The organism is Limimaricola sp. AA108-03 (genome assembly GCF_050847355.1).
Classification (GTDB): Bacteria; Pseudomonadota; Alphaproteobacteria; order Rhodobacterales; family Rhodobacteraceae; genus Limimaricola.
In genome coordinates this window covers 2,173,677-2,197,519 of record NZ_CP193755.1, presented here as the reverse complement: position 1 = coordinate 2,197,519, position 23,843 = coordinate 2,173,677, and the positions used below count along the sequence as shown (strand labels likewise).

At 67.8% G+C, this 23,843-nt stretch carries 22 protein-coding genes; 8 read left to right on the top strand and 14 right to left on the bottom strand.

The features are described from left to right. Positions 1-3 precede the first annotated feature (3 nt). The 4 genes from ACRAQ3_RS10715 to ACRAQ3_RS10700 form a co-directional block, all read right to left on the bottom strand. Positions 4-1,497 carry a replicative DNA helicase gene (locus ACRAQ3_RS10715; RefSeq protein WP_085895678.1) on the bottom strand — a complete coding sequence of 498 codons (1,494 nt, stop codon included), beginning with the start codon at positions 1,495-1,497 and terminating at the stop codon, positions 4-6. A gap of 211 nt (positions 1,498-1,708) precedes the next feature. Beyond that, entirely contained in the window at positions 1,709-2,383 is a 675-nt protein-coding gene (locus tag ACRAQ3_RS10710) for an orotate phosphoribosyltransferase (RefSeq protein ID WP_269396018.1), read from the bottom strand. Positions 2,384-2,420: 37 nt separating this feature from the next. Then, complete coding sequence (gene pyrC / locus ACRAQ3_RS10705) at positions 2,421-3,473, bottom strand: dihydroorotase (protein ID WP_432254610.1); 1,053 nt, start codon at positions 3,471-3,473, stop codon at positions 2,421-2,423. A gap of 63 nt (positions 3,474-3,536) precedes the next feature. Then, a complete protein-coding gene (locus tag ACRAQ3_RS10700; RefSeq protein WP_432254609.1) occupies positions 3,537-4,490 on the bottom strand; it encodes a hypothetical protein in 954 nt (317 codons plus the stop codon). A gap of 240 nt (positions 4,491-4,730) precedes the next feature. On the opposite strand from ACRAQ3_RS10700, the gene ACRAQ3_RS10695 reads away from it, so the two are divergent. After that, the gene (locus ACRAQ3_RS10695) at positions 4,731-6,767 is read left to right on the top strand and encodes an OmpA family protein (protein WP_432254608.1); all 2,037 of its coding nucleotides are present in this window, start codon (positions 4,731-4,733) and stop codon (positions 6,765-6,767) included. Positions 6,768-7,020: 253 nt separating this feature from the next. On the opposite strand, the gene infC is transcribed toward ACRAQ3_RS10695, so the two are convergent. Next, positions 7,021-7,566, bottom strand: coding sequence for a translation initiation factor IF-3 (infC, locus tag ACRAQ3_RS10690; protein ID WP_373568006.1), 546 nt, complete (start codon positions 7,564-7,566; stop codon positions 7,021-7,023). A gap of 179 nt (positions 7,567-7,745) precedes the next feature. Between infC and ACRAQ3_RS10685 the strand changes: the two genes are divergently transcribed. Continuing rightward, complete coding sequence (locus ACRAQ3_RS10685) at positions 7,746-8,333, top strand: hypothetical protein (protein WP_432254607.1); 588 nt, start codon at positions 7,746-7,748, stop codon at positions 8,331-8,333. Positions 8,334-8,440: 107 nt separating this feature from the next. Here the strand turns inward: ACRAQ3_RS10685 and ACRAQ3_RS10680 are convergent, their stop codons facing one another. The 5 genes from ACRAQ3_RS10680 to ACRAQ3_RS10660 all read right to left on the bottom strand — a co-directional run bounded on the left by ACRAQ3_RS10680 (position 8,441) and on the right by ACRAQ3_RS10660 (position 12,514). Then, positions 8,441-9,271, bottom strand: coding sequence for a ferredoxin--NADP reductase (locus ACRAQ3_RS10680; protein WP_269396012.1), 831 nt, complete (start codon positions 9,269-9,271; stop codon positions 8,441-8,443). A 52-nt stretch (positions 9,272-9,323) separates the two neighbouring features. After that, positions 9,324-9,731, bottom strand: coding sequence for a DUF934 domain-containing protein (locus ACRAQ3_RS10675; RefSeq protein ID WP_432254606.1), 408 nt, complete (start codon positions 9,729-9,731; stop codon positions 9,324-9,326). A 65-nt stretch (positions 9,732-9,796) separates the two neighbouring features. Further along, positions 9,797-10,540 (bottom strand): phosphoadenylyl-sulfate reductase, encoded by a 744-nt coding sequence (locus ACRAQ3_RS10670; protein WP_432254605.1) that lies wholly within the window; start codon positions 10,538-10,540, stop codon positions 9,797-9,799. Beyond that, positions 10,530-12,212 (bottom strand): nitrite/sulfite reductase, encoded by a 1,683-nt coding sequence (locus ACRAQ3_RS10665; RefSeq protein ID WP_432254604.1) that lies wholly within the window; start codon positions 12,210-12,212, stop codon positions 10,530-10,532. The genes ACRAQ3_RS10670 and ACRAQ3_RS10665 overlap by 11 nt, the downstream gene beginning before the upstream one ends. A 2-nt stretch (positions 12,213-12,214) precedes the next feature. Continuing rightward, a complete protein-coding gene (locus ACRAQ3_RS10660) occupies positions 12,215-12,514 on the bottom strand; it encodes a DUF2849 domain-containing protein (RefSeq protein WP_085895688.1) in 300 nt (99 codons plus the stop codon). 141 nt (positions 12,515-12,655) lie between these two features. Between ACRAQ3_RS10660 and ACRAQ3_RS10655 the strand changes: the two genes are divergently transcribed. Further along, the gene (locus ACRAQ3_RS10655) at positions 12,656-13,117 is read left to right on the top strand and encodes an Lrp/AsnC family transcriptional regulator (protein ID WP_017928309.1); all 462 of its coding nucleotides are present in this window, start codon (positions 12,656-12,658) and stop codon (positions 13,115-13,117) included. 21 nt (positions 13,118-13,138) lie between these two features. Here the strand turns inward: ACRAQ3_RS10655 and ACRAQ3_RS10650 are convergent, their stop codons facing one another. Continuing rightward, positions 13,139-14,305, bottom strand: a complete 1,167-nt coding sequence (locus ACRAQ3_RS10650; protein WP_432254603.1) for a cytochrome P450 — start codon at positions 14,303-14,305, stop codon at positions 13,139-13,141. A gap of 61 nt (positions 14,306-14,366) precedes the next feature. On the opposite strand from ACRAQ3_RS10650, the gene ACRAQ3_RS10645 reads away from it, so the two are divergent. The 5 genes from ACRAQ3_RS10645 (at position 14,367) to ACRAQ3_RS10625 (ending at position 20,760) form a co-directional block, all read left to right on the top strand. Next, complete coding sequence (locus ACRAQ3_RS10645; protein WP_432256278.1) at positions 14,367-16,082, top strand: sensor histidine kinase; 1,716 nt, start codon at positions 14,367-14,369, stop codon at positions 16,080-16,082. Continuing rightward, positions 16,079-17,326 carry a sigma-54-dependent transcriptional regulator gene (locus ACRAQ3_RS10640; protein ID WP_269396007.1) on the top strand — a complete coding sequence of 416 codons (1,248 nt, stop codon included), beginning with the start codon at positions 16,079-16,081 and terminating at the stop codon, positions 17,324-17,326. The genes ACRAQ3_RS10645 and ACRAQ3_RS10640 overlap by 4 nt, the downstream gene beginning before the upstream one ends. Positions 17,327-17,544: 218 nt before the next feature. Then, on the top strand, positions 17,545-18,549 hold the full coding sequence (locus ACRAQ3_RS10635) for a TRAP transporter substrate-binding protein (protein WP_269396006.1): 1,005 nt from the start codon (positions 17,545-17,547) through the stop codon (positions 18,547-18,549). An 88-nt stretch (positions 18,550-18,637) separates the two neighbouring features. Further along, positions 18,638-19,330, top strand: a complete 693-nt coding sequence (locus ACRAQ3_RS10630) for a TRAP transporter small permease (RefSeq protein WP_269396005.1) — start codon at positions 18,638-18,640, stop codon at positions 19,328-19,330. Between the two features lie 2 nt (positions 19,331-19,332). Beyond that, a complete protein-coding gene (locus tag ACRAQ3_RS10625; protein WP_269396004.1) occupies positions 19,333-20,760 on the top strand; it encodes a TRAP transporter large permease in 1,428 nt (475 codons plus the stop codon). 67 nt (positions 20,761-20,827) lie between these two features. On the opposite strand, the gene tpiA is transcribed toward ACRAQ3_RS10625, so the two are convergent. The 3 genes from tpiA to ACRAQ3_RS10610 form a co-directional block, all read right to left on the bottom strand. After that, the gene (gene tpiA / locus ACRAQ3_RS10620) at positions 20,828-21,577 is read right to left on the bottom strand and encodes a triose-phosphate isomerase (protein WP_432254602.1); all 750 of its coding nucleotides are present in this window, start codon (positions 21,575-21,577) and stop codon (positions 20,828-20,830) included. Between the two features lie 117 nt (positions 21,578-21,694). Next, entirely contained in the window at positions 21,695-22,075 is a 381-nt protein-coding gene (locus ACRAQ3_RS10615) for a HesB/IscA family protein (RefSeq protein ID WP_085895695.1), read from the bottom strand. A 63-nt stretch (positions 22,076-22,138) separates the two neighbouring features. Further along, positions 22,139-23,776 carry a mechanosensitive ion channel family protein gene (locus ACRAQ3_RS10610; protein ID WP_432254601.1) on the bottom strand — a complete coding sequence of 546 codons (1,638 nt, stop codon included), beginning with the start codon at positions 23,774-23,776 and terminating at the stop codon, positions 22,139-22,141. Positions 23,777-23,843: the final 67 nt, after the last annotated feature.

The window sequence follows — 23,843 nt, the reverse complement described above, 5'->3', positions numbered from 1 at the left end:
CGCTCAGAACTCGCGCGGGCCGCCGTCCTGCCAAGGCTTCACGAGGTTGCCGAAGCGGGTGAAGCGGCCTTCGAAGCTGAGGTCGACCGAGCCGATCGGGCCGTGACGCTGCTTGCCGATGATGACTTCGGCCTTGCCGTGCAGCCGCTCCATCTCGTCCTGCCAGACCGCCATCTTGTCCATCTCGTGGTCGCCCGGCTTCTCGCGCTCCTTGTAGTATTCCTCGCGGAACACGAACATCACCACGTCGGCGTCCTGCTCGATCGAGCCGGATTCCCGCAGGTCCGAAAGCTGCGGCCGCTTGTCCTCGCGGCTTTCCACCTGACGCGACAGCTGCGACAGCGCGACGACGGGGATATCGAGTTCCTTGGCGATGGCCTTCAAGCCTTGGGAGATCTCGGAGATTTCGTTCACCCGGTTCTCGCCCTTGCCGGTGCCCTTCACCAGCTGGAGATAGTCCACGAACAGCGCGTCGAGCCCGTGCGTCCGCTTGAGACGGCGGGCGCGGGCGGCGAGCTGGGAGATCGGCAGGGCCGGGGTATCGTCGATGTAGAGCGGACAGCTCTCGAGCTGCTTGGCGGCATCGACGAAGCGGCGGAACTCGGCCTCGGTCATGTCGCCGCGGCGGATCTGCTCGGACGGCACCTCGGAGGCCTCGGAGAGAATACGTGCGGCTAGCTGTTCGGCCGACATCTCGAGGCTGTAGAAGCCGACGACGCCGCCATTCACGGCGCCCTCGGTGCCGTCATGGGTGATGCCGCGCTTGTAGGCCTTGGCGATGTTGAAGGCGATGTTGGTCGCGAGCGATGTCTTGCCCATCGAGGGGCGGCCCGCGAGGATCAGCAGGTCCGAGCGATGCAGGCCACCGAGCTTCTTGTCGAGATCGACGAGACCGGTCGAGACGCCGGCGAGGCCGCCATCGCGCTGGTAGGCGGCGTTGGCGACCTTCACCGCGTCGGTCACGGCGCGCAGGAAGGACTGGAAGCCCGATTCCGAGCTGCCTTGTTCGGCCAGCTTGTAGAGCTTCTGCTCGGCCTCGACGATCTGCTCCTTGGGCTCGGAGGAAACCTCGACCTTGGCGGCGCGGTCGGCGATGTCGCGGCCGAGCATGATCAGCTCGCGCCGGATCGCCAGGTCGTAGATCATCTGCGCGTAGTCGCGCGCGGCAAAGCCCGAGATCGCGGCGCCGGCGAGGCGCGCGAGATAGGCCGGGCCGCCCAGCTCCTTGAGCCCCTCGTCATCCTCGAGAAAGGTCTTGAGCGTGACAGGCGAGGCCAGCGCGTTCTTGGCGATGCGCTGGGCGGCGACGTCGAAGATGCGGGCGTGGACCGGGTCGTAGAAATGGTCCTTCGACACGATCATCGCGATCCGGTCGAACACGTCGTTGTTGGTGAGGATCGCGCCCAAAAGCTGCTGCTCGGCCTCGATCGAATGCGGCATCTGGTCCGGCTTCGCCTCTTCGAGCGCACCCGGACGGAATGTCGTGATCTCGTTCATCGCTGCTACCCCTTGGCCCGCGCGCCGTGCCCGCGGCGCGTATCGTCGCTGATAGGATGCGACGGGGCGGGGACGCAACTTGTATAAGGCTGTGGATAACCGGTGGAGAAGCCGCGCCCTGCCACATCTTGGCGCGGATCGCGGCTTCGGGTCAACATCTGGTTTCCGTTAGGGCGGGCGGGATCGGCCATTGCTGGCCGACCGTCACCTCTCAGCCACGCGCCGCCGCCCAGCCCGTCGGGTTGCGGAGGTATCGCTCGACCTCGTCGAGGGTCCCGGCGTCGAAGGCCTCAGAAGCGCGGGCCTCGGCCAGAACGTCCCACCAGGTGCACAGGTGGATGAGGCCGATGCCCTTTTCCGCCAGCGCCTCGGTCACGCCCTCGAAGATGCCGTAATAGAAGATCACGGCGGTCCAGTCGCAGGACGCGCCGGTCTCGCGGATCGCCTCGACGAAGCTCAGCTTCGAGCCGCCATCGGTGGTCAGGTCCTCGACCAGGATCGCGCGCTGGCCCTCGGTCATTACGCCCTCGATCCGGGCATTGCGGCCATAGCCCTTCGGCTTCTTGCGCACATAGGTCATCGGCAGCGCCAGCCGCTCGGCGATCATCGCGCCGAAGGGGATGCCCGCGGTTTCGCCGCCCGCGACGTTGTCGAAGGCCTCGAAGCCCGCCTCGCGCATGATCGACACGGCCAGGAAATCCATCACCGTGGCGCGGATCCGCGGAAACGAGATCAGCATCCGGCAATCGACATAGGTCGGCGCCTGCTTGCCGGAGGCATGGGTGAAGGGCTCGGTCGCGTTGAACTTCACCGCGCCGATTTCCAGCAGCATCCGCGCGGTCAGCCGCGCGATCTCGTCCTTCGGGGGGTAGCCGGTGGGGATCATCTCGAACTCTTCGTGTAGGGAATGCGTCGGGGGAGGGTCAGTCTTCGACGCGCCAGTGCAGCGCGAAGCCGGGGTCGAACACGGTCACGGGGCCGTCGCCGGTCTCGATCCGCTCGGGATAGGTCACGGGCGCGCCCCGGACCAAGGTGATGGTGTCCTCGTTGACGGGAAGCTTGTAGAAGCGCGGTCCGTTGAGCGAGGCGAAGGCCTCGAGATGATTCAGCCGGCCCGCCGCCTCGAACACCTCGGCGAGGCAGGACATGGTATTGGGCGCGGTGAAGATCCCGGCGCAGCCGCAGGGTTGCAGCTTGGCCGGATCGCTGTGCGGCGCGCTGTCGGTGCCGAGGAAGAAGCGCGGATCGCCCGAGACCGCCGCCTGTACCAGCGCCACGCGATGCCGCTCGCGCTTGGCGACCGGCAGGCAGTAGTAATGCGGCTTGATGCCCCCGGCGAGGATGTGGTTGCGGTTGATGATCAGGTGATGCGTGGTGATCGTCGCGGCGAGGTTGCGGGGGCTGTCGCGCACGTAATCCACCGCGTCGGCGGTGGTCACGTGCTCCATGACGACGCGCAGCTCCGGCGTCTTGCGACGGATCGGCTTCAGCACCTTGTCGATGAACACCGCCTCGCGATCGAAGATGTCGATCGCGGAATCGGTCACCTCGCCATGCACGCAGAGCGGCATGCCGATATCGGCCATCGCCTCGAGCACCGGACGGACCTTGTCGAAGTCGCGCACGCCGGAGGCCGAGTTGGTGGTGGCACCGGCCGGGTACAGCTTCACCGCCGTCGCGATGCCCGCGCGATGCGCCGCGCGCACGTCCTCGGGATCGGTGTCCTCGGTGAGATAGAGGGTCATCAGCGGCGTGAAGCCCGATCCCTCGGGCAGGGCGGCGCGGATCCGCTCGCGATAGGCCTCGGCCTGCGCGGCGGTGACCACGGGCGGCACGAGGTTGGGCATGATGATGGCCCGGCCGAAATGGCGGGCGCTCTCCGGAGCCACGGCCCGAAGCATCGCGCCGTCGCGCAGGTGCAGGTGCCAGTCGTCCGGGCGGCGGATCGTGATCCGGTCTGGGCGTAGGTCTTTCATGGCCGACCTCCTACACCGGGCCGCGCGGCCTGACCATAGGTCACGACCCTCACGGTCCTCGGGTCAGCTGGCGCGCGAAACCGGGCCCGTGGCGCGTGGCGCGGAGCCGGGCAGAGCCTCTAGGCGACGCGCGTAATGCGCGGCCTCGGGCGTGGCGAGGCCATGGCGGCACAGCCGCGCCAGCCGGGCCGGGCGGTCGGCCGATTCGAGCTGTCGCAGCAACCCGCGCAGGTAAAGCGCGTTCTCGCGCCGGGCGCGCCAGAGCCGGGCAAAGGCCGCGCGGTCGAGCCGGTCCTCCATCGCCAGTTCGAGCAGTTCGGGGATGAGGCCCGCCTGATCGAGGATCTGCTCCAGCCGGGCCCCGGCATGGGCCGCGCGCAGCGTCGTGACGTTGGGCCTGCGAAACAGCGCGGCGTGGACCGCGTCGGCGGCATGGCGCGGGTCGTGGATCACCGTCACCCGCTCGGCGGCGTCGATCATGTCGGGGGCGTAACCATAGCGGCTGGTGAAATCGAGCCGGCGCGCCGCGAGGTGGCGCCGGTCCCAGCCCGCCACCTCCGGATCCAGCGTGGCGATGGGGCGCAACGCCAGCACCCGCGCCCCCGGCGAAGCGACCGAGAAGGCAGCGGCGGCATAGCCGGTCGCGTGGTGACCGTAGAACAGCACCCGCTCGAAATCCTCGAAGAAGCCCTCGTCGATCAGCCGGTCGACATAGTTCCAGACGCGCGGCGCCCTGAACCATCCCTCGTTGTCGCAGATCAGCACCAGGAGCGACCACCCGGTCCTTTGCAGCATCTCGAAGCCGCGCGGCAGGCCGCGCGGGTTGCGGCGAATCGCGTCGCGCGTCTCGAAGCTGACCAGCAGCCGAGGCCCGGCATCGATGAAGAGCGCCGCGTGGTCCGATCCGAGCCGCTCGTAATAGCCATGCTCCTCGCCGATCGCGTCGATGCCCTGCTGCCAGGCCTCGACGGGCAGGCCGCTCAGATCGATCTCCGGATCGGGCAACATTTCGTTCATCTGGCGCTCCAGCGGCTGGGGGAGGTGGGGACTGTCCCTTGGCTTTCTAAAATCCTGCGCGATTACGGCGGAAATTGGCAAGGCCGGTGCTCTTATTCCGTCCTGTGGCGCCGCGACCATCCCATGACGCCACGCTGTTATTGCATAGCGCGCCCCCTCACGGACCCATGCCGCCACCGCCCGCGTTGCACTGGCAATGCCGGTCCCGTCCGACGCGGAGCGGTCCGAGAGGAGATTCTGATGAAACGAAGCTACCGCACGACCACGGCCCTCGTGGCCAGCCTGTCGCTCATGCTGCCGAACCTCGCGCCGCTGGCCTCCGCCCAGCAGGGCAGCGAGGCGCTGTTCTGCTCCGACGGGGCGACCCCGCCCTGCGAAGGCGAAGCCGATCCGCAAGGCACGCCGCTGATCGAACTGCGGGCCCGCGTGCTGCAGAAGCTCGCCGAATCCGGCCAGATCGACGCGGAGACGGCCGCGGAGGCCGGTCTCGATTTCGACCTGCTGCTGAGCGGCGACCGCGAAGCGATCCAGCAGGCGCTGCGCGCCGCCCGTTCCGCGAACCGGGCCGCTGCCAATGCAGCCGACACGGCCACCGAGGCGGTCGAAGGCGCCGCCGATGCGGCCGCTGACGCCGTGACCGGTGCCGCGGCGCAGGGCGAGGCACAGGCCGAACAGGCGCAGGCCGAGGCAGAAGCACAGGCTGCCGAAGCACAGGCGGCCGAGGAAGCAGCACGTGCCGAGGAGGCCCAGGCTGCCGAACGCGCTGCAGCCGAGGAGCAGATCCGTCAGGAGGCCGAGGCACAGGCCGAAGCAGAAGCCCAGGCTGAAGCGCAGGCAGAGGCCGAGGCTGCCGAAGCACAGGCGCAAGCCGAGGCCGAACAGCAGGCCGAAGCCGAGGCAGAAGCCCAGGCTGCGGCCGAAGCCGAAGAGCAGGCTGCTGCCGACAAGGCAGAGCGCAAGGCTGCTAGGAAGGCTGCTAAGAAAGCCGCCAAGCAGGCCGAGATCGAAGCCGAGGCGCAGGCCGCTCTCGAGGCGGAGGCGGGCAGCGCCGAGGGCGAGCAGGCCGAGGCCGGTGCCGCCGAGGAGGCTGCGCCGAAGCTGACCGCCGAGGAGCGTGCCGCGCGCCGCGCCCAGCGTGAGGCCCGCCGTGCCGAGCGCCGCGCCAATGCCGAAGAGCAGGACGTCGATCCGACCGCGCAGGAGCCGCAGCAGGCCGTCGCGGCGGCGGCCGCTTCGAACGAGGCCGAGGTCGCCGAGGTCACCGAGACCGAGATCGACGAGGAGAACTCGCGTCAGAGCGACGAGGAATTCGCCGCCAAGGTGAACGCGAATGCCGCTGCCGAAGCGCAGGCCACCGAGGCCGAGGATGATGACGACGGTCTTTCGGACTTCCAGAAGGCGCTGCTCCTGGGCATCGGTGCCGTCGCCGTCGGCTCGCTTCTCAACAATGGCCGCGAAGTCGTCGCCAATACCGGCGACCGGGTCGTGGTCGAGGGCGACGACGGGCTCGAGATCTACCGCGACGACGACGCGCTGCTGCGCCAGCCTGGCGCTGACCTGCGGACCGAGACGTTCAATGATGGCTCGACCCGCACCACGCTGACCCGCGAGGACGGCACCAAGGTGGTGACGATCCGCGACGCGCAGGGCCGCGTTCTGCGCCGCAGCCGGATCTTCGCCGACGGCACCGAGATCGAGCTGTTCGACGATCTGGCCCAGACCGAGCCGGTCGATGTGCGGTCGCTGCGCGAAATCGAACCGGCGCCGGTGACGCTTTCGGCTGCCGAGGCCGACCGGGCCGCGCTTCTGGAGGCGCTGCGCGCCGAGGCTGCGGTCGATACGGGACGCAACTACAGCCTGCGGCAGGTGCGCGAGATCGAGGCGGTGCGCTCGCTGGTGCCGGCCATCGATCTCGACACGCTGACCTTCGCCACCGGTTCGGCGGCGCTGCGGCCCGAGCAGGCCTCGACGCTGGTCGATCTCGGTCTCGCGATCGAGGATCGGCTGGCCGAGAACCCGCGCGAGGTGTTCCTGATCGAAGGTCATACCGACGCCGTGGGCAACGATGCCTACAACCTCGCCCTGTCGGATCGCCGGGCCGAGACGGTGGCGCTGGCGCTGACCGAGAACTTCGACATCCCGCCCGAGAACCTCGTGGTGCAGGGCTATGGCGAGCGGTTCCTGAAGGTCGAGAGCGAGGGCGACGTGCAGGCGAACCGCCGCGCCACGGTGCGCCGGATCACGCCGCTGCTGCAGCAGGTGGCGTCCGCGCAATAAGGCCAAGGTGACGGGCTTCGCGCCCGATGAGGACGGGCCGCTCCGAAAGGGGCGGCCCGTTCGCGTTCTGCCAAGCCACTCAATATCGGCAACCGCCCCCGCAAGCCGGGCGCCGATTCCGCTTCGGCAATCCCGGCCGAATCAGCCGTCAGTTGTACAGTCCACGGTCGCGCCGTGCTCGGAGCCGAGCCGGAAATGACAAAGGCCGCCCCGATGGGCGGCCTTTCGCATCGGCGCTTGCGCGCGAGGCGGATTATTTCTGGGTCGGCCCGATCATCATGACCATCTGGCGGCCTTCCATCTTCGGCATGTTCTCGACCTTGCCGATTTCGGCCACGTCGGAGGCGACGCGCTCGAGCAGCTCGCGGCCGAGCTCCTGGTGCGCCATCTCGCGGCCCCGGAAGCGCAGCGTGACCTTGACCTTGTCGCCGCCTTCGAGGAACCGCAGCACGTTCCGCATCTTCACGTCGTAATCGTTCGTGTCGGTGTTGGGGCGGAACTTGACCTCCTTGATTTCGAAGGTCTTCTGGTTCTTGCGGGCCTCGGCCTCTTTCTTCTGCGTCTCGTATTTGAACTTGCCGAAGTCCATGATCTTGCAGACCGGGGGCGTGGCATTGGGCGAGATCTCGACGAGGTCGAGACCGGCCTCTTCGGCAAGGGCCAGGCCACGCTCGGGGCTGACGACGCCGATATTCTCGCCGTTCTGTCCGATCAGTCGGATTTCGGCCACGCGAATACGATCGTTGACGCGAGGGCCGGTGTCGCGCGTTGGCGGCGCGTTGTGAGGTCTGCGGGCTATGGTGCAAGTCCTTCGGTTGTTCGATTGGGTAGGGCGAAAGGTAATCGCCCCGGTAGTGCGATTCAAGCCGCAAAACAAGGCCAATGCGCCTGTTGCGCTTCCCTCTCGCGGTGGCATCTGGCATGACCCGTGCTATGTGGGCCGACAAAGGTTCAGGATTTTCAGCAAGGATGAGCGCAATGATGAAAATTGTCGGCATCATCGCCGCCGCGGTGCTCGCGGTCGTCGTGGTGACTACGATCTGGGGCGGTGACGACGCCGAGGTCACGACCAATCAGGCCACCGACGAGGAAGTCGGCCAGCTGGCGGAGCCGCCGACCGCCGACATCGCCGGCGAAGAAGCCGAGGCGCCCGCCGCCGACATCACCCCCAATGACGAAGCCGGCGAGATCACCCCGCCCGAAGGCGGTGCCGCCGATACCGAGGCGCTGACCGACGAGGTCGAGGAAGAGACCATCCCCGCACCCGAGGGCGCGGAGCCGGTGATCCTGATGGATGATGTGAACCTCGCCGAGGAAGTCGAGCAAGAGGCCGAGGAAACGCTCGGTACCGAGGCCGCCGGCAGCAACGAAGGTCTCGCGATCCTCGACGCGGCGCTCGAGCCCGAAACCTTCGACTACGAGGCGGTACAGCAGGCGATCGCCGACAGCGCGCTCGAGAGCGAGCGCCGCGAGCAGCTGGCCACCGCGCTGGAGCGCGCGCGCCGCTATCCCGCGATCCGCGATTCGCTGCTCGAGGACATCCGCGCCGAGCTGGGCGTCGAGTGAGGGTGGCGCGGCCCGGATGACCGGGCCGCCTATCGCCAGCAAGGCAAAACGAAAACGCCGCGCGGATCGCTCCGCGCGGCGTTTTTTTCATGTCGATGCGGACGGGCTCAGCCGACGAAGGCCTTCTCGATCACGAACTCGGCCGGGTCGGAATTGGCACCCTCGCGCAGGCCGGCCTTCTCGAGCAGCTCCTTGATGTCGAGGTTGAAGGCGAGGCTGCCGCAGACCATCGCCCGGTCGGTCTCGGGATCGAGCGCCGGCACGCCCAGATCCGAGAACAGCTCGCCATTCTCGATCAGATGCGTGATCCGGCCCATCTTCGGGCTCTCCTCGCGCGTGGTGGTCGGATAGTAGACCAGCTTGTCGAGGTTCTCCTCGCCGATCAGCTCGCGCAGCATCTCGTCGGTCTTGACGCTCTCGACCAGCTCGCGGCCATAGGTCAGCTCGGCCACGTCGCGGCAGGTATGGGTGACGATGACTTGCTCGAACTTTTCGAAGGTCTCGGGATCGCGCAACAGCGAGGCAAAGGGTGCGAAGCCGGTACCGGTCGAGAACAGCCACAGCCGCTTTCCCGGGATCAGCGCGTCATGGACCAGCGTGCCCACCGGCTTGGGGCGCAGGATGACGTGGTCGCCTTCCTGGATATGCTGCAGCTTCGAGGTGAGCGGGCCGTCGGCGACCTTGATCGAGTAGAATTCCAGCTCTTCGTCCCAGTTCGGCGAGGCGATGGAATAGGCGCGCATCAGCGGCTTGCCGTTGTCGCCCATCAGGCCGATCATCACGAATTCGCCCGAGCGGAAGCGCAGGCTCGCCGGCCGGGTGATCCGGAACGAAAACAGGCTGTCGGTGTAGTGACGCACGGCGGTCACGACCTGTCCGTCGGGAGATTGTGCGACGCGGGCGGCGTTGGTCTGGGTCACTGGGCTTTGCTCGGTCATGTCTTTCTCGTTCGGCTCGAATAGGGGAGGAGGCGTTACGGGTAAAGGCGGCTCAACCGCGCAGCCGCGCCTGGTAGTGATGGGCCTGCCAGTCGGCGCGGGCGCGCCACTGGTCCTCGGGCTGGCGCTGCGCCAGATCGTCGGAGATCTCGACCTCGTCGAAACCCGAACGCCGGGCCATGGCGTATTGATCCGCGATCACGTGGCCCGCGGCGCGCAGTCGACCGGTGAAGCCCAGGGAGCGCAGGTCACGCGCATGGGTGAAGCCGCGCCCGTCGGAAAAGGCGGGAAACAGCACCCGGATGGCGGCGATCTCGCCCAGACGCCCGACCAGCTCGCGCGGGTCGTCGCCGGGGGCGATCTCGACGGCGGTGTCGGCCGCGTTCACCTCGGCCAGCGGCACGAAGCTGCCGGTGAAGTCGTCTGGGGCGAAGCCCTTGTCGGTCACGATCACGGTCATCTCGTCCTCTCGGGGCCGGGCCCCTGTTCATCAGTCTTCAAATCTGCGGCTTCGCCGGATCGGTTTCAGGCTTCGGCGGGCTTGCCGCGCACCATCTTCCCGTTCACGAAATGTATGCCGCACTCTTCCTTGTCGCTGTCGCGCCAGCGACCGGCACGGGGGTCTTCGCCAGGCGCGACCTTGCTGGTGCAGGGCGCGCAGCCGATCGAGGGGTAGCCCTGCGCCACCAGCGGATGCCGGGGCAGGCGGTTCTCGGCGATATAGTCCTGCAGGTCGGTGCTGGTCCAGTGGGCCAGCGGATTGATCTTGATCCGCAGGTCGTCCTCGTTCTCGAAGAACTCGAGCGCAGCTCGGGTCTTGCCCTGGTAGCGCTTGCGCCCGGTGATCCAGCTGTCGAAGCCCGAGAGCGCGCGTTGCAGCGGCTCGGTCTTGCGGATCGCGCAGCACAGGTCGGGGTTCGACTTGTGCAGCAGGTTCTCGGGGTCGTGCTCGGCCAACGCCTCGGGACGGGCCTTGATGGTGCGCACGTTCTTGAGGTTCAGCCGCTCCGTCAGCTCCATCTGGTAGGCCAGCGTCTCGGCGAACAGCATCTCGGTGTCAACGAAGAGCACCGGGGTGGTGCGGTCGATCACCGAGACGAGGTGCAGGAGCACGACCGATTCCGCGCCGAACGAGCTGACCAGGGCTATCCGGCCGAGCGCGTGCTCGGCCAGCGCCTTTTCCAGCACCGCGGTGGCGCCATGGTGGCGGTAGCGGGCGTTCAGGTCACGGATGGTCTCGTCGATGCGATGTGGCGTCTCATGCAGCATCAGCCCGCTCCCGCTTCGCCTCTTGCTCGGGGTAGAGCACGGCCTTGAACGGCGCGGGCCCGAGCCGGCGATAGGCGGCGAGGAAGGTCTCTTCCGGCCCCGAACGCAGGTCGAGATAGCCCAGAACCAGCCGCTCGATCGCGGGCACGATCTCCTCGGCCGAAAAGCCGGGGCCGGCGCGCTCGCCGATGCTCGCGGTCTCGTCGCCCGAACCGCCCAGCGTCACCTGGTAGTTCTCGACCCCGGCGCGGTCGAGCCCGAGGATGCCGATATGGCCGACATGGTGATGGCCGCAGGCGTTGATGCAGCCCGAGATCTTGATCTTGAGCGGGCCCACGTCGTGCTCCAGCTTCAGCTCCTCGAAGCGCAGCGCGATCTGCTGCGCCACCGGGATCGAACGGGCCGTGGCCAGCGCGCAGTAATCCATGCCCGGGCAGGCGATGATGTCCGAGACCAGCCCGATATTGGCCGCGGCGAGGTCGTGCTCGCGCAGCTTGGCGTGAAGTGCTGGCAGGTCCGACTTGTGGACATGCGGGATGATCACGTTCTGCTCGTGGCTGATGCGCAGCTCGTTGTGCCCGTAGAGATCGGCGAGCTCGGCCAGCACCCGCATCTGCTCGGCGGTGGCATCGCCCGGCGTCTGCCCCGGCTTCTTGAGCGATACCGACACGATGGCGTAGCCGTCGGCGCGGTGCTGCGCGAGGTTGGTATCGGCCCAGCTGCGGAACAGCGGGTCGGCGGCATAGGCCGCGTCATAGGCCTCGACCGGCGCGTTGCGCCACGCGGGCGGGGCGAACTGGGCGCGGATCTCCTCGAACAGCTTCACGTCCACGCCCGAGAAGGCGGGCTTGGTGCGGGCGAACTGCTCGTTCACCGCGTCGCGGAACGCGTCGAGGCCGTTCTCGAAGACGGTGATCTTGATGCGCGCCTTGTACTTGTTGTCGCGCCGGCCCATCAGGTTGTAGGCGGCGACGATCGCCTCGCAGTAGGGCAGCAGGTCTTCCTGGCTGACGAACTCCTCGATCACCTTGCCGATCATCGGGGTGCGCCCGAGGCCGCCACCGACCAGCACCTTGTAGCCGATCTCGCCCTTGGCGTTCTCGACGATCTGGATGCCGATGTCGTGGGCCTGGATCACCGCGCGGTCATGCGCCGCGCCGGTCACGGCGATCTTGAACTTGCGCGGCAGGAACTGGAATTCCGGGTGATCGGTGGACCACTGGCGCAGCAGCTCGGCCACGGGGCGCGGATCGGCGATCTCGTCGGCGGCGGCCCCGGCGAAATGGTCGGCGGTCACGTTGCGGATCGTGTTGCCGGAGGTCTGGATCGCGTGAAGGCCAACATCGGCCAGCGCCTGCAGCATGTCCGGCACGTCGCGCAGGGCGGGCCAGTTGTACTGGATGTTCTGGCGCGTGGTGAAATGGCCGTAGCCGCGATCCCACTTCTCGGCCAGAAGCGCCAGCGTGCGCATCTGGTCGGAATTGAGCGTGCCATAGGGGATCGCCACGCGCAGCATGTAGGCGTGCAGCTGCAGGTAGAGGCCGTTCATCAGGCGAAGCGGGCGGAACTCCTCCTCCTTGAGCGAACCGTCGATCCGGCGCTCCACTTGGCCGCGGAACTGGTTCACGCGCTCTTGGATGAAAGCGCGGTCGAAGTCGTTGTAGTGATACATGCTCAGAGCTCCACCTGCTTGCCGTGGGCGTAGTTCGACGGACCGCGGGTACGGAAGGTTTCGCGGAAATGCGTGGGCTCGGGGCCCTCGGCGCCGGGCTTGGCATCGGCGAGATAGGGGCCGACGACGATGTCGGCCTGGCTCTGCGCCGCCAGCAGCCGCAGCTCGGCATGCGCCTCCTCGTCGATCAGCTCGGCCTCGCGCATGTCCGGAGTCCAGCGCCCGTCGGCGGTCAGCCAGACGGCGTCGCCCTCGAGAAGGCGGTTGGCGGTCACGACCTTGGGCGTGAACTTGCGGGGCATGGCGCGATCTCCGTCCTGTGTTCTGACGTCGATATAGGACAGATGTCTTGCTTTTGGCCACCCGGCCGGGCAGATAAGGAATGCGTGTTCTTCTGGGAGCCTTCCGGGGGACATGCGTTCCAAAACCGAGGAGTGCCGCGAATGTCGTTCCAGCCTGACGAGATCGACCGGAAGATCCTGATCGAGTTGCAGCGCGACGCGGGTCGCTCGCTCGACGAGATCGCCAAATCGGTGGGCTCGTCCAAGACCCCGGTGTGGAACCGGATCCGCAAGATGCGCGAGCGCGGCATCATCGGCCCGCAGACCGTGGTGCTCGATGCCGAGGCGCTGGGCTTCGAGGCCTGCTTCTTCGTGCTGATCCGCACGAGCGCCCACGAGGCCGACTGGCAGGCCAAGTTCCTCGCCACGCTGCGCGACCGCCCCGAGGTGCAGGAGGCGCACCGGCTCGCGGGCGACATCGACTACATCCTGAAGGTGCGGGTCCGCAACGCGCGCGCCTATGACGCCTTTTACCAGGCGCTGATCGCCGAGGTGCGGGTGCAGAGCGTCACCGCGCTGCTGTCGATGGAGGAGATCAAGTCGACGGTGGCGCTGCCGCTCTGATCGGTGGGCGGTGATCCGGCGTCAGAACGCGCGCACCATCAGTCGCTCCAGCCCGTGGAAATGATAGAGGTCCGAATAGCGCGGCGCCTCGGCCAGCGCCAGATCGGGGCATTGGCGCATGAGCAGGCTCAGCGCGCATTGCATCTCGAGCCGCGCCAGCGGCGCGCCGACGCAGAAATGGATGCCCGCGCCGAAGCCCAGATGCGCCGGGCCGCGGCGCGCGGGGTCGAAGCGATGCGGGTCGGGATAGACCTCCGGGTCGCGGTTGGCCGCACCCAAGAGGCAGGCGATGCGGTCGCCGCGCGAGAACCGCTGGCCGAAGATCTCCAGATCCTCGTAGACCCAGCGGGTGAACATGTGCAGCGGCGGGTCGAGCCGCACCAGCTCCTCCACGCAGGCCGCGTCGATCTCGCGATGGCCGTGCATCAGCAGGGTGCGCACGGCATTGCCAAGTGAATGCACCGTCGCCTCGTGGCCTGCGTTCAGGAGCAGGATGCAGGTCGAGACCAGCTCCTCGGTGCTCAGCTTCTCGCCCTCCTGCTCGGCGGCGATCAGCTCCGAGATCAGGTCGTCGGCCGGGTTGCGGCGCTTTTCGGCGATATAGACCGCGAGGAAGTCGCAGAAGGCCTGCGTGGCCATCTCGGCGGCGTCCTCCATCGCGCGGGTGCGCTTGGCTTGGTACATGCCGACCATCGCGTTGGACCAGGCCAGCAGGTCGTCGGCGCGGCTTTCGGGCAGGCCCATGAGCCGGGCGATGACGATCACCGGCACCTGCCGCGCATAGGCGTCGAGCAGGTCGAACGGACCCTGCGGGAAGCCGTCGATCAGCCGGTGGCACAGCGCCTCGATTTCGGGTGCCAGGGCGTTGACGCGGCGCGAGGTGAAGGCGCGCAGCACCAGTCCCCGCAGCCGCGTATGGGCGGGCGGCTCCAGCTCCAGCATCGAATGCGCCTCGCAGGCATAGAAGGCGGCAAGATGCTGTGGAATCTCGGGCGCGCGCTCAAGCGGCACCTCGCGGCCCATGCGCCGGTCCCGAAGGATCGCGGAGACGGCGGCATGCGAAGTGGCGCAGGCCATGTCATATTCGCTCCAGCGGAACAGCGGCCCCGCCGCCCGCGCCCGGTCATAGAACGGGTAGGGGTTCTGCACGAAGGCGGGCTCGGTCGGGGATTGGGACAACTCCTGCATGATCGGGAGGTTGGCCCGTGGCTCTGGCCTTGGCAAGCGCGCAGACGATATGATGGGCGTCATGGACGGGTCGCGGATCAGGCGGGCGCTGCGGGTGCTCGGATTTCTGGCACTGGTGGCGGCGCTGGCGCTGGCGGTGCAGCATTGGGGCTATCGCGCCGCGCTGTCCGAGATGTCGCGACGCGGCGCCTCGGACCTAGCGTTGGCCTCGGACAGGCTCACCAGCGAGTTGCAGCGCTACCGCCAGCTTTCGGTCCTGACCGCGCGGCACCCCTACCTCGCGCCGCGTCTCGACGGGCCGGATGGCGGGCGGGCCACGGCGCTGCTGCGCCAGACCGCCGACATGACCGGCGCGCTCGACATCGTGCTGCTGGACCGGTTCGGTCGGCAGATCGCGGCGGCCGGTTCCGTGGCACGGCGCGGCGATGCGGGTACGCCGTGGTTCGAGCGGGCGATGGACGGGGCGCTTGGCGTCGCGCATTTGTCGAGCCGCCGTTACGGGCGGCGGATCTTCCTCTTCGCCGCGCCGATCTTCTCGCCCGAAGGGCCGGTCGCGGGCGCCGTGGTGGTGGTCACAGATGTCGAGGCGATCGAGGCGGGTTGGCGCGGCGATCCGCCGGCGCTGTTCTTCACCGACGATGCGGGGGAGGTCTTCGTCTCGAACCGCTCCGAGCTGGTCGGGCGCAGCGATCTGGGGCTGGTCGGGCGCGTCCGCGAGGCCGGGCACGAGATCTGGCGAATGCGCGCCGGTCCCTATCTGCCCGAGCGGGGCCTGCACCTGTCGCAGCCCCTGCCGGTGATCGGCCTGACCGGCGAGGCGCTTCTCGACACCGCGCCGGCGCGCCGCATCGCGCTGTTGCAGGCCTCTGCGGCGGCGGCGCTCTGCCTCGCCTTCGGGGCGCTTTTGTTTCTTGCCACGATCCGGCGGCGCACGCTGGCGCGCGCCAATGCCCGGCTTGAGGAGCGGGTGGCGCGGCGCACGGTGGCGCTGCAGGCGGTCAATGCCAGCCTGCAGCGCGAAGTGGCAGAACGTGCCGCCGCCGAGGCGCGGCTCCGGCGGGCGCAGGCCGATCTGGTGCAGGCGGGCAAGCTCTCGGCGCTGGGCCAGATGTCCGCCGGGATCAGCCACGAGCTGAACCAGCCGCTGATGGCGATCCGCAGCTTTGCCGAGAACGCCGAGACCTTCCTCGCGCGTGGCAATGCGGAGGCGGCGGGCCGCAATCTCGAGCGGATTTCCGAGCTGGTGCGCCGCATGGGCCGGATCATCCGCAACCTGCGCGCATTCGCCCGGCAGGAGAGCGCGGCGGTGGTCGAGGTGGACCTCGTGGCGGTCGTCGAGGCGGCGCTGGAGATGGCGATGGCACGGGCCCGGCAGGCCGAGGTGACCCTGGAATGGACCCCGCCAAAGGCGCCGGTCACGGTGCGCGGCGGCGAGGTGCGGCTGCAGCAGGTGGTGCTGAACCTCGTGGGCAACGCGATCGACGCGATGGAGGGGCGCGAGGAAAAGCGGCTCGCGATCGAGATCGCGCGAATGAGCGACCGGGCCCGTCTCACGGTGCGCGACAGCGGGCCGGGTATCGGCGAACCGGACCGGATCTTCGATCCGTTCTACACCACCAAGGAGGTCGGTGCCTCCGAGGGGATGGGCCTTGGGCTCTCGATCTCCTATGGGCTCGTGCAGAGCTTTGGCGGCGCGATACGGGGCCGCAACCACGAGGAGGGCGGGGCCGAGTTCACCGTGGAACTCGATCTCGCCAAGGCGAGCGAGGCGGCATGACGAAGCGGGTGTTGCTGGTCGATGACGACCGCGAGGTGCGCGAGGCGCTGGGCCAGACATTGGATCTCGCCGATCTGGAGCCGATCCTCGCGGGCTCCTACGTCGCGGCCAAGGACCATATCGCGCCGGGCTTCGACGGGGTGATCGTCACCGACATCCGGATGCCGGGGCGCGACGGGTTCCACCTGCTGGAACGCGCGCGCGAGGTCGATCCCGAGCTGCCGGTGATCCTGCTAACCGGCGAGGGCGACATCCCGATGGCGGTCCGCGCGATGGAGCAGGGCGCACATGCCTTTCTCGAAAAGCCCTGCGGCCCCAAGGAGTTCGTCGCCACGGTGAAGCAGGCGCTGGGCCTGCGCGCGGAGGTACTGGCGGCGCGTCGCGCGCGAGCGGCGAGCGTCGCGGGCGACGCGGCGTCCCGGATGCTGGTCGGCCGCTCGGCCCAGGCCGAGGCGATGCGCGAGCGGGTGCGGGCGATCGCGCGGGCCTCAGCCGAAGCGCTTGTCTGCGGCCCGCCCGGCAGCGGCACCTCCAAGGTCGCCGAGGTGATCCACCTGCTCTCGGCCTCGGCCCGCGCGCCCTTCGTCAAGCGGGCCGGTGCGGCGCTCGACGAGGCAGGGCTCGCGGCGGCCATGGAGGAGGCGGGCGGCGGCACTCTCTATGTCGACGAAGTCACGATGCTGCCGCCCGGCACGCAATACGCGCTTCTGGGCCGGCTCGAGGGCGGCGATACTCGCCCGCGCGTACTGGGCGGCAGCACCCGCGATCCTGCGGCCGAAGCCGAGGCCGGACGGCTCAACCCCGAACTGTTCTGGCGGCTCGACCTGATGCGCGTCACCATCCCGCCGTTGCGCGAGCGGCCCGACGACATCCCGGTGCTGTTCCGGCACTATGTCGCGCAGGCCTGCGAGCAGGCCAACCTCTCCATGCCCGAGATCGATTCCGACCTGTTGGCCCGGCTGATGGCGCGCGACTGGCCGGGCAACGCGCGCGCCCTCACCAGCGTGGCGATGCGGGTGGCAATGGGGCTCGATCCCGGCCTCGACGCACCAGAGTCGGAGAACGAAGGGGGCGGCCTCGCCGAACAGCTCGCCCGGGTCGAGCGGTCGCTGTTGATCGAGGCGCTGCGGCGGTATGGCGGCCATGCCACCCGAACCGCCGAGGCGCTGAAGCTGCCGCGCAAGACCTTCTACGACAAGCTCGGCCGCCACGGCCTGCGGGCCGAGGATTATCGCCGCGACTGACTGTGCGGATTGTCGCACAGTTTTTGGGCGAGGGTGTGCGGAACACCGCGCAGCCTTGGGGCGCGCTGAGAAGGATATACATTAGAAATGCTCACTAATATGTTATAAGAAAGCGACTTTTTCACATTTGGTGCGATGAGTGGTTTCCCGCTTGAGCGGTAGGCGGGCCGCCTGTTTGCTCGGCGCCGACGAAACAGAAGTCTCATGGGAGGAGACGCATGAAATACCTTTCCCTCGCCGCCACCGCCGCGGCGCTGAGCATTGCCGCGCAGGCCGCGCAGGCCGATCCGATGGGCTGCGACGCCGGTGAGACCGTGGTGAAGTTCAGCCATGTCACCAACACCGACAAGCACCCCAAGGGCATCGCCGCTGAGCTTCTCAAGACCCGCGTCAACGAGGAGATGGATGGCACGATGTGCATGGAGGTCTTCCCGAACTCCACGCTCTACACCGACGAGCAGGTGATCGAGGCGATGCTGCGCGGCGACGTGCAGATGGCCGCTCCCTCGCTGTCGCTGTTCGAGTCGATCACCAAGGCCTACCGCCTGTTCGACCTGCCGTTCCTGTTCGACGACATCGCCGCCGTCGACGCCTTCCAGGCCTCCGAGAGCGGGCAGGCGATGCTCGACAAGATGCAGCGCCGTGGCGTGCAGGGCTTGGGCTTCTGGCACAATGGCATGAAGCAGATGTCGGCCAACAAGCCCCTGCTCGAGCCCTCCGATGCCGAAGGCCTCAAGTTCCGCGTCCAGCCCTCCGATGTGCTGGTGGCGCAGATGGAAGCGCTCGGCGCCAGCCCGCAGCCGATGGCCTTTGCCGAGGTCTATGGCGCGCTGCAGACCGGCGTCGTCGACGGGCAGGAGAACACTTGGTCCAACATCTACGGCCAGAAGTTCTTCGAGGTGCAGGATGGCATCACCGAGACCAACCACGGCGTGCTCGACTACATGGTCGTGGCGAGCGTCGATTTCCTCGACAGCCTCGACCCGGCGGTGCGCGAGCAGCTGGTGACGATCACCGAGGAAGTGACCGCCGAGCGCAACGCCGCCGTCACCCAGGTCGATGCCGAGGCGCGCCAGGCGATCCTCGACGCCGGTGGCGAGATCCGCGAACTGACCGAGGAGCAGCGCGCGGCCTGGGTCGAGACCATGAAGCCGGTCTGGGCGCAGTTCGAGGACGAGGTCGGCGCCGACATGATCGAGGCGGCCCAGAACGCCGGCAAGTAAGCCCGCGCGATCGGGGCAGGGGCCGGGCCGCCGCCACGCGGCCCGGCCCCTCGCTTATCCGCAACATCGAACACGAAGGGACACGGGGATGAACGCCGTCCACAGCAGGCCCGGCAGGGGCCGTTTCGGGCGCATCGTCGAGGAGTTCGAGGAGGGCATGATCGCCTTCCTGCTCGGCGCGATGACGCTCCTCACCTGCACCAACGTCATCATGCGTTACGGTTTCAACAGCTCGATCATCTGGAGCCTAGAGACGGTGCTGACGTTGTTCGCATGGCTGGTGCTGTTCGGCATCGCCTACGGCTTCAAGATCACCGCGCATCTGGGCGTGGACGCGGTCATCAACCTGCTTCCCAAGCGCGGCCGCCGGATCGTCGCGCTCGTCGCCTGCGCCGCCTCGCTGGCTTACGGCGTGCTGCTGCTGAAGGGGGCCTGGGACTACTGGGCGCCCTTCGCGGACCTGCCCAAGACCACCGGCACCTGGCTGCCCACCGGCTTCGACACCCAAGCCCGCACCACGTCCTATTTCGAGACCGACCAGATCCCGATGTTCGACTGGCTGCGCTTCCTCGAGGGCTGGATCAACTACGACGAGCGCTACTCCAAGATGCCGCGCGTCATCCCCTACCTGATTCTGCCGATCTCGGCCGCCTTAATCCTGTTCCGCCTGATCCAGGCCACGATCCGCATCTGGAAGGGCGAATCCGAGAGCCTGATCGTCAGCCACGAAGCCGAGGACGCGGTCGCCGACGCCGCGCATCTGAACCGGGAGCTCTCCTGACCATGGAAGTCGTCTTTCTCTTCCTGATGATCGTGGGCCTGCTGCTGATCGGCGTGCCGATCGCCATCGCGCTGGGCCTGTCCTCGATCGTCTTCCAGCTGATGTTCTCCGAGACCTCGCTGGCCTCGATCGCGCAGTCGCTCTACCAGTCCATGGCGGGCCATCCCTCTCTGCTGGCCATTCCCTTCTTCATCCTCGCCTCCTCCTTCATGTCCACGGGCGGCGTGGCGCAACGGATCATCCGTTTCGCCATCGCCTGCGTCGGTCACCTGAAGGGCGGCCTCGCCATCGCGGGCGTGCTGGCCTGCATGATGTTCGCCGCCCTCTCGGGCTCGTCGCCGGCCACCGTGGTCGCGATCGGTTCGATCGTCATCGCGGCGATGCGGCAGGTGGGCTACACCCGCGAATTCGCCGCCGGTGTCATCTGCAACGCCGGCACGCTGGGCATCCTGATCCCGCCCTCGATCGTCATGGTGGTCTACGCCTCGGCCACCGATGTCTCGGTGGGGCGGATGTTCCTCGCGGGCGTGATCCCCGGCATCCTCGCCGGCGTCATGCTGATGATCACCATCTACGTCATGGCGCGGATCAAGGACATGCCGGCGGGCGAGTGGCTCGGCTGGGGCGAGATCTGGGCTAGCTTCCGCGAAGCGTTCTGGGGGCTGTTCCTGATCGCGATCATCATGGGCGGCATCTATGGCCACCCCTGGGTCGATTTCTCGGGCGGCTTCCCGATCGTCTGGGCACCGGGCGCCTTCACCCCGACCGAGGCCGCCGCCGTCGCCGCCGTCTACGCGTTCCTCGTCGCCACCTTCGTCTATCGCGACATGGGGCCGCTCGCGGCCCGCGAAAAGGGCGGCAAGCCGACGCCGCTCTACCGTGCCCCATGGGCGCTGGGCACCGGCTTCATCCACCGCGATACACGCGCCACGCTGTTCGAGGCGGGCAAGCTGACCATCGTGCTGATGTTCATCATCGCCAACGCGCTGATCCTCAAGCACGTGCTGACCGACGAGCAGATCCCGCAGCATATCGCCGAGGCGCTGCTGGGCGCCGGTCTCGGCCCGATCACCTTCCTGATCGTGGTCAACGTGATCCTGCTGATCGGCGGCCAGTTCATGGAGCCTTCGGGGCTTCTGGTGATCGTCGCGCCGCTGGTGTTCCCGATCGCGATCCAGCTCGGCATCGATCCGATCCATCTGGGCATCATCATGGTGGTGAACATGGAGATCGGCATGATCACCCCGCCGGTGGGTCTCAACCTCTTCGTCACCTCCGGTGTCGCGGGCATGTCGGTGATGGGCGTGGTCCGCGCGGCGCTGCCCTTCCTTGCGGTATTGGGCGTGTTCCTGCTGATCATCACCTACGTGCCGTGGATCTCCACCGTGCTGCCCAACGCCACGATGGGCCCCGAGATCATCGTCAACTGACGACCCCTCACCGAAAACGGGAAAGGGCGCCCTGAGGGGCGCCCTTTCTGCATGGCGGATACGTCGCTCAGAGCGAGGATTCGAGCGCCGAGATGATCGGCGAGAAATCGGTCGATTTCAGGCTGGCGCCGCCGACCAGCGCGCCGTCGACGTTCTCGACGCCGAAGATCTCGGCGGCGTTGTCGGGCTTGACCGAGCCGCCATAGAGCAGGCGGATGCCCTCCGCCTCCTCGCCGAAGCGCTCCTTGAGGCCGGCGCGCAGGGCACCATGCACTTCGGCGATCTGCCCGAGGCTCGGCACCTTGCCGGTGCCGATCGCCCAGATCGGCTCGTAGGCGACGACGGTGTTGGCGGCGGTGGCGCCCTCGGGCAGGGAGGCCGCGAGTTGGCGGCTCACTACCTCGAGCGTCTCGTTCGCCTCGCGCTGCTCGAGGCTCTCGCCGAGGCAGATGATCGCGGTGAGACCGGCCTTGTGCGCGGCCTCGGCCTTGGCCCGGACCATGTCGTCGGTCTCGCCGTGATCGGCGCGGCGCTCGGAATGGCCGAGGATCACGTAGCGCGCACCCGCATCCTTCAGCATCTCGGCCGAGATGTCCCCGGTATGGGCGCCGCTTTCCTTGGCGTGGCAGTCCTGGCCGCCGACCCGGATCGGCTGGCCGCCGAGGCTGAAGGCCATGCGCGACAGCAACGTCGCGGGCGGGCAGATCACAATGTCCACGCGCGGCGCGGCCCAGGCGATCCCGAGCGCCTCGATCTCCTTGAGATCGGCATTGGTGCCGTTCATCTTCCAATTGCCCGCGACCAGTTTGCGACCCATGTGCCGTCCTTTCGAATGTGAAGAGTTGCGCCTGTGTAGACCAAATGCCCCATCGGCAAAAGCCGAGGGGCCGGTCCCCTTGGAACCGGCCCCTCTCAGGCCCGAGCGATCCGGTGCTCAGCCGTTGCGGCGTTCCGCGGCCAGCTCGTTCACGTCCTTGAACTTGATCGATTCGCCGCAGCCGCAGGCATCCTCGACATTCGGATTGCGGAACTTGAAGCCGCTTTCGAGCAGCGAGGTCTCGTAGTCGATCTCGGTGCCGAACAGGAACATCTGCGCCATCGGTGCGATCATCACCCGGGCGCCGTCCTGCTCGACGGTCTCGTCGTTGGGATCGGCCTCGTCGACATAGTCCATCGTGTATTCCATGCCCGCGCAGCCGCCCTTCTTGAGGCCGATGCGCAGCCCCGCATGACCGCCCTTCTCCATGAGACGGGCGATCTGCCGCGCGGCAGCGGGGGATATGCTGACGGCCTGCTTGCCGGGGATCGAAAACATCTGGGGCCTCCTGGATTGGCACCCATCAACATAAGGCCCCGGCCACGCCGTCTCAAGCGGGGCTCAGGCGGCTTCGGCCGGATTCGCCTGCGGAAATACCGTGTGCCCCTCGGTCGCCCGCTCCCGCGCCCGTTCCAGCAGTGCCTCGCGCACCTGGCAGGACAGCGTCCAGGCGGTGTCGGCCTTGGCGCAGGCGAGGCAGAACCATACCTCCTGGCCGAACACGTCCTGATCGGCCACCATCACGAAGTGCTGGTCGCGCTCCTGCACCTCGTCGGGGTCCTGTTCGTCGACGATCTCGAAGAAGGCGTCGCGCAGCGGCTGCACCTCAGCATCATGCGCCAGCTTGAGCTTGATGGTGCGGATCATCGAGGGCGTCTGCATGGTCCAGTTCTCGAACGGCTCGGCCACGAATTCCGAGACCGGCACGATCAGCCGCACCCCGGTCCAGTCGAGCAACTGCACGTAGGTGAAGTTGATCCGCTCCACGGTGACGATGTGGCCCCGGAATTCGAGCTTGTCGCCGATCTTGGCCGAGCGGTTCATCGCGATCTGTAGGCTCGACAGGATGTTCCCCAGGATGTGCCGCGCCGCGAAGCCGATCAGCAGGGTCAGCGCCCCGGCCGAGGCGAGGATCGACAGGCCGAGGCTGCCGAAGAACTGTGCCTCGGCCAGCACGATCGCGCCGCCGATCAGCACGATCGCGATGATCAGCACCCGCCGCCATGCCGCGATCCGGGTGGCGAGGTTGCGGCGGTTCTCCATGCGCGGATCCGACAGGGCGTCGTCGTCGAAGGGCACGATCCGGTTCAGCACCGCGTCGATGCCGTTCATCACGAAGATCAGCGCGGCGGCGGTGAAGCCCAGCGCGATCAGCGGCACCAGCACGCTGTTGATCCGGCCCGAGAACATGAACAGCGAATGGCTCAGCGCCGCGGTCAGGCCCGAGCAGATCGCGAGGATGATCGGCATTCTCGTGGCACGCAGGAAATCGGTGGCCAGACGTCCCTTGGCGCGGCTGGCCAGCGCGGCCTGCAGCCGCCCGGTGGTCCAGCCGGCGGCGCCGACCAGCAAGAGCATCGCCGGGAAGGCGACCAGCTCCCACCACCTCAGCCCCCAGAAGGCCTGCTCGCGCCACGCTTCGGGCATCTCCTCCTCGAAGCGGGTGGGCCCGTAGATCGCGTGCAGCGCCGGGATGTTTGCCACGGTCTGGCGCGAGAAGACCCAGACCGGTTCGTCATCGCCGGGCTTCAGCCGGTTCAGCCGGATCGCCACCGCGCGATTGCCGAGTTCGACCACGTCGATCAGGATCGAACGTTGCGGCTGACCCGCGACCGGGCTTTCGGCGCTGGCATTGGCGTCGAGCGCGTCGGGCCTCTCGAGCAGCGCGGTCCAGTTGATGACAGCGATGCGGTCGAGCACCTCCACCAGATCGGCGGCGAGCCGCGCGCCGCGCTCCACCTGTTCCTCGGGCGGGACGTCGACGAGGTTCAACAGATGCGCGGCGGTCTCGTACTCATGCGCCTCGATCAGTTCGAACAGCGCCTCCATGGTCGATTGCGGGGTCGAGCGATCGAGCCTGTCCGGCGGGGAAGGCAGCCCCTCGTTCAGCGTCTCGACCTCGAAGACGGAGGTGTCCTGCGCCAATACGGCGACGGGCAGCCAGACCAGCAGGGCGCAGGCGGCGATCAAGGTCTTCATGGGCAAGGTCGGGTCTCCCGCGATATCGCGGACCCAACCGGGGGCGGGGGCAGGGGTTCCGATGGCT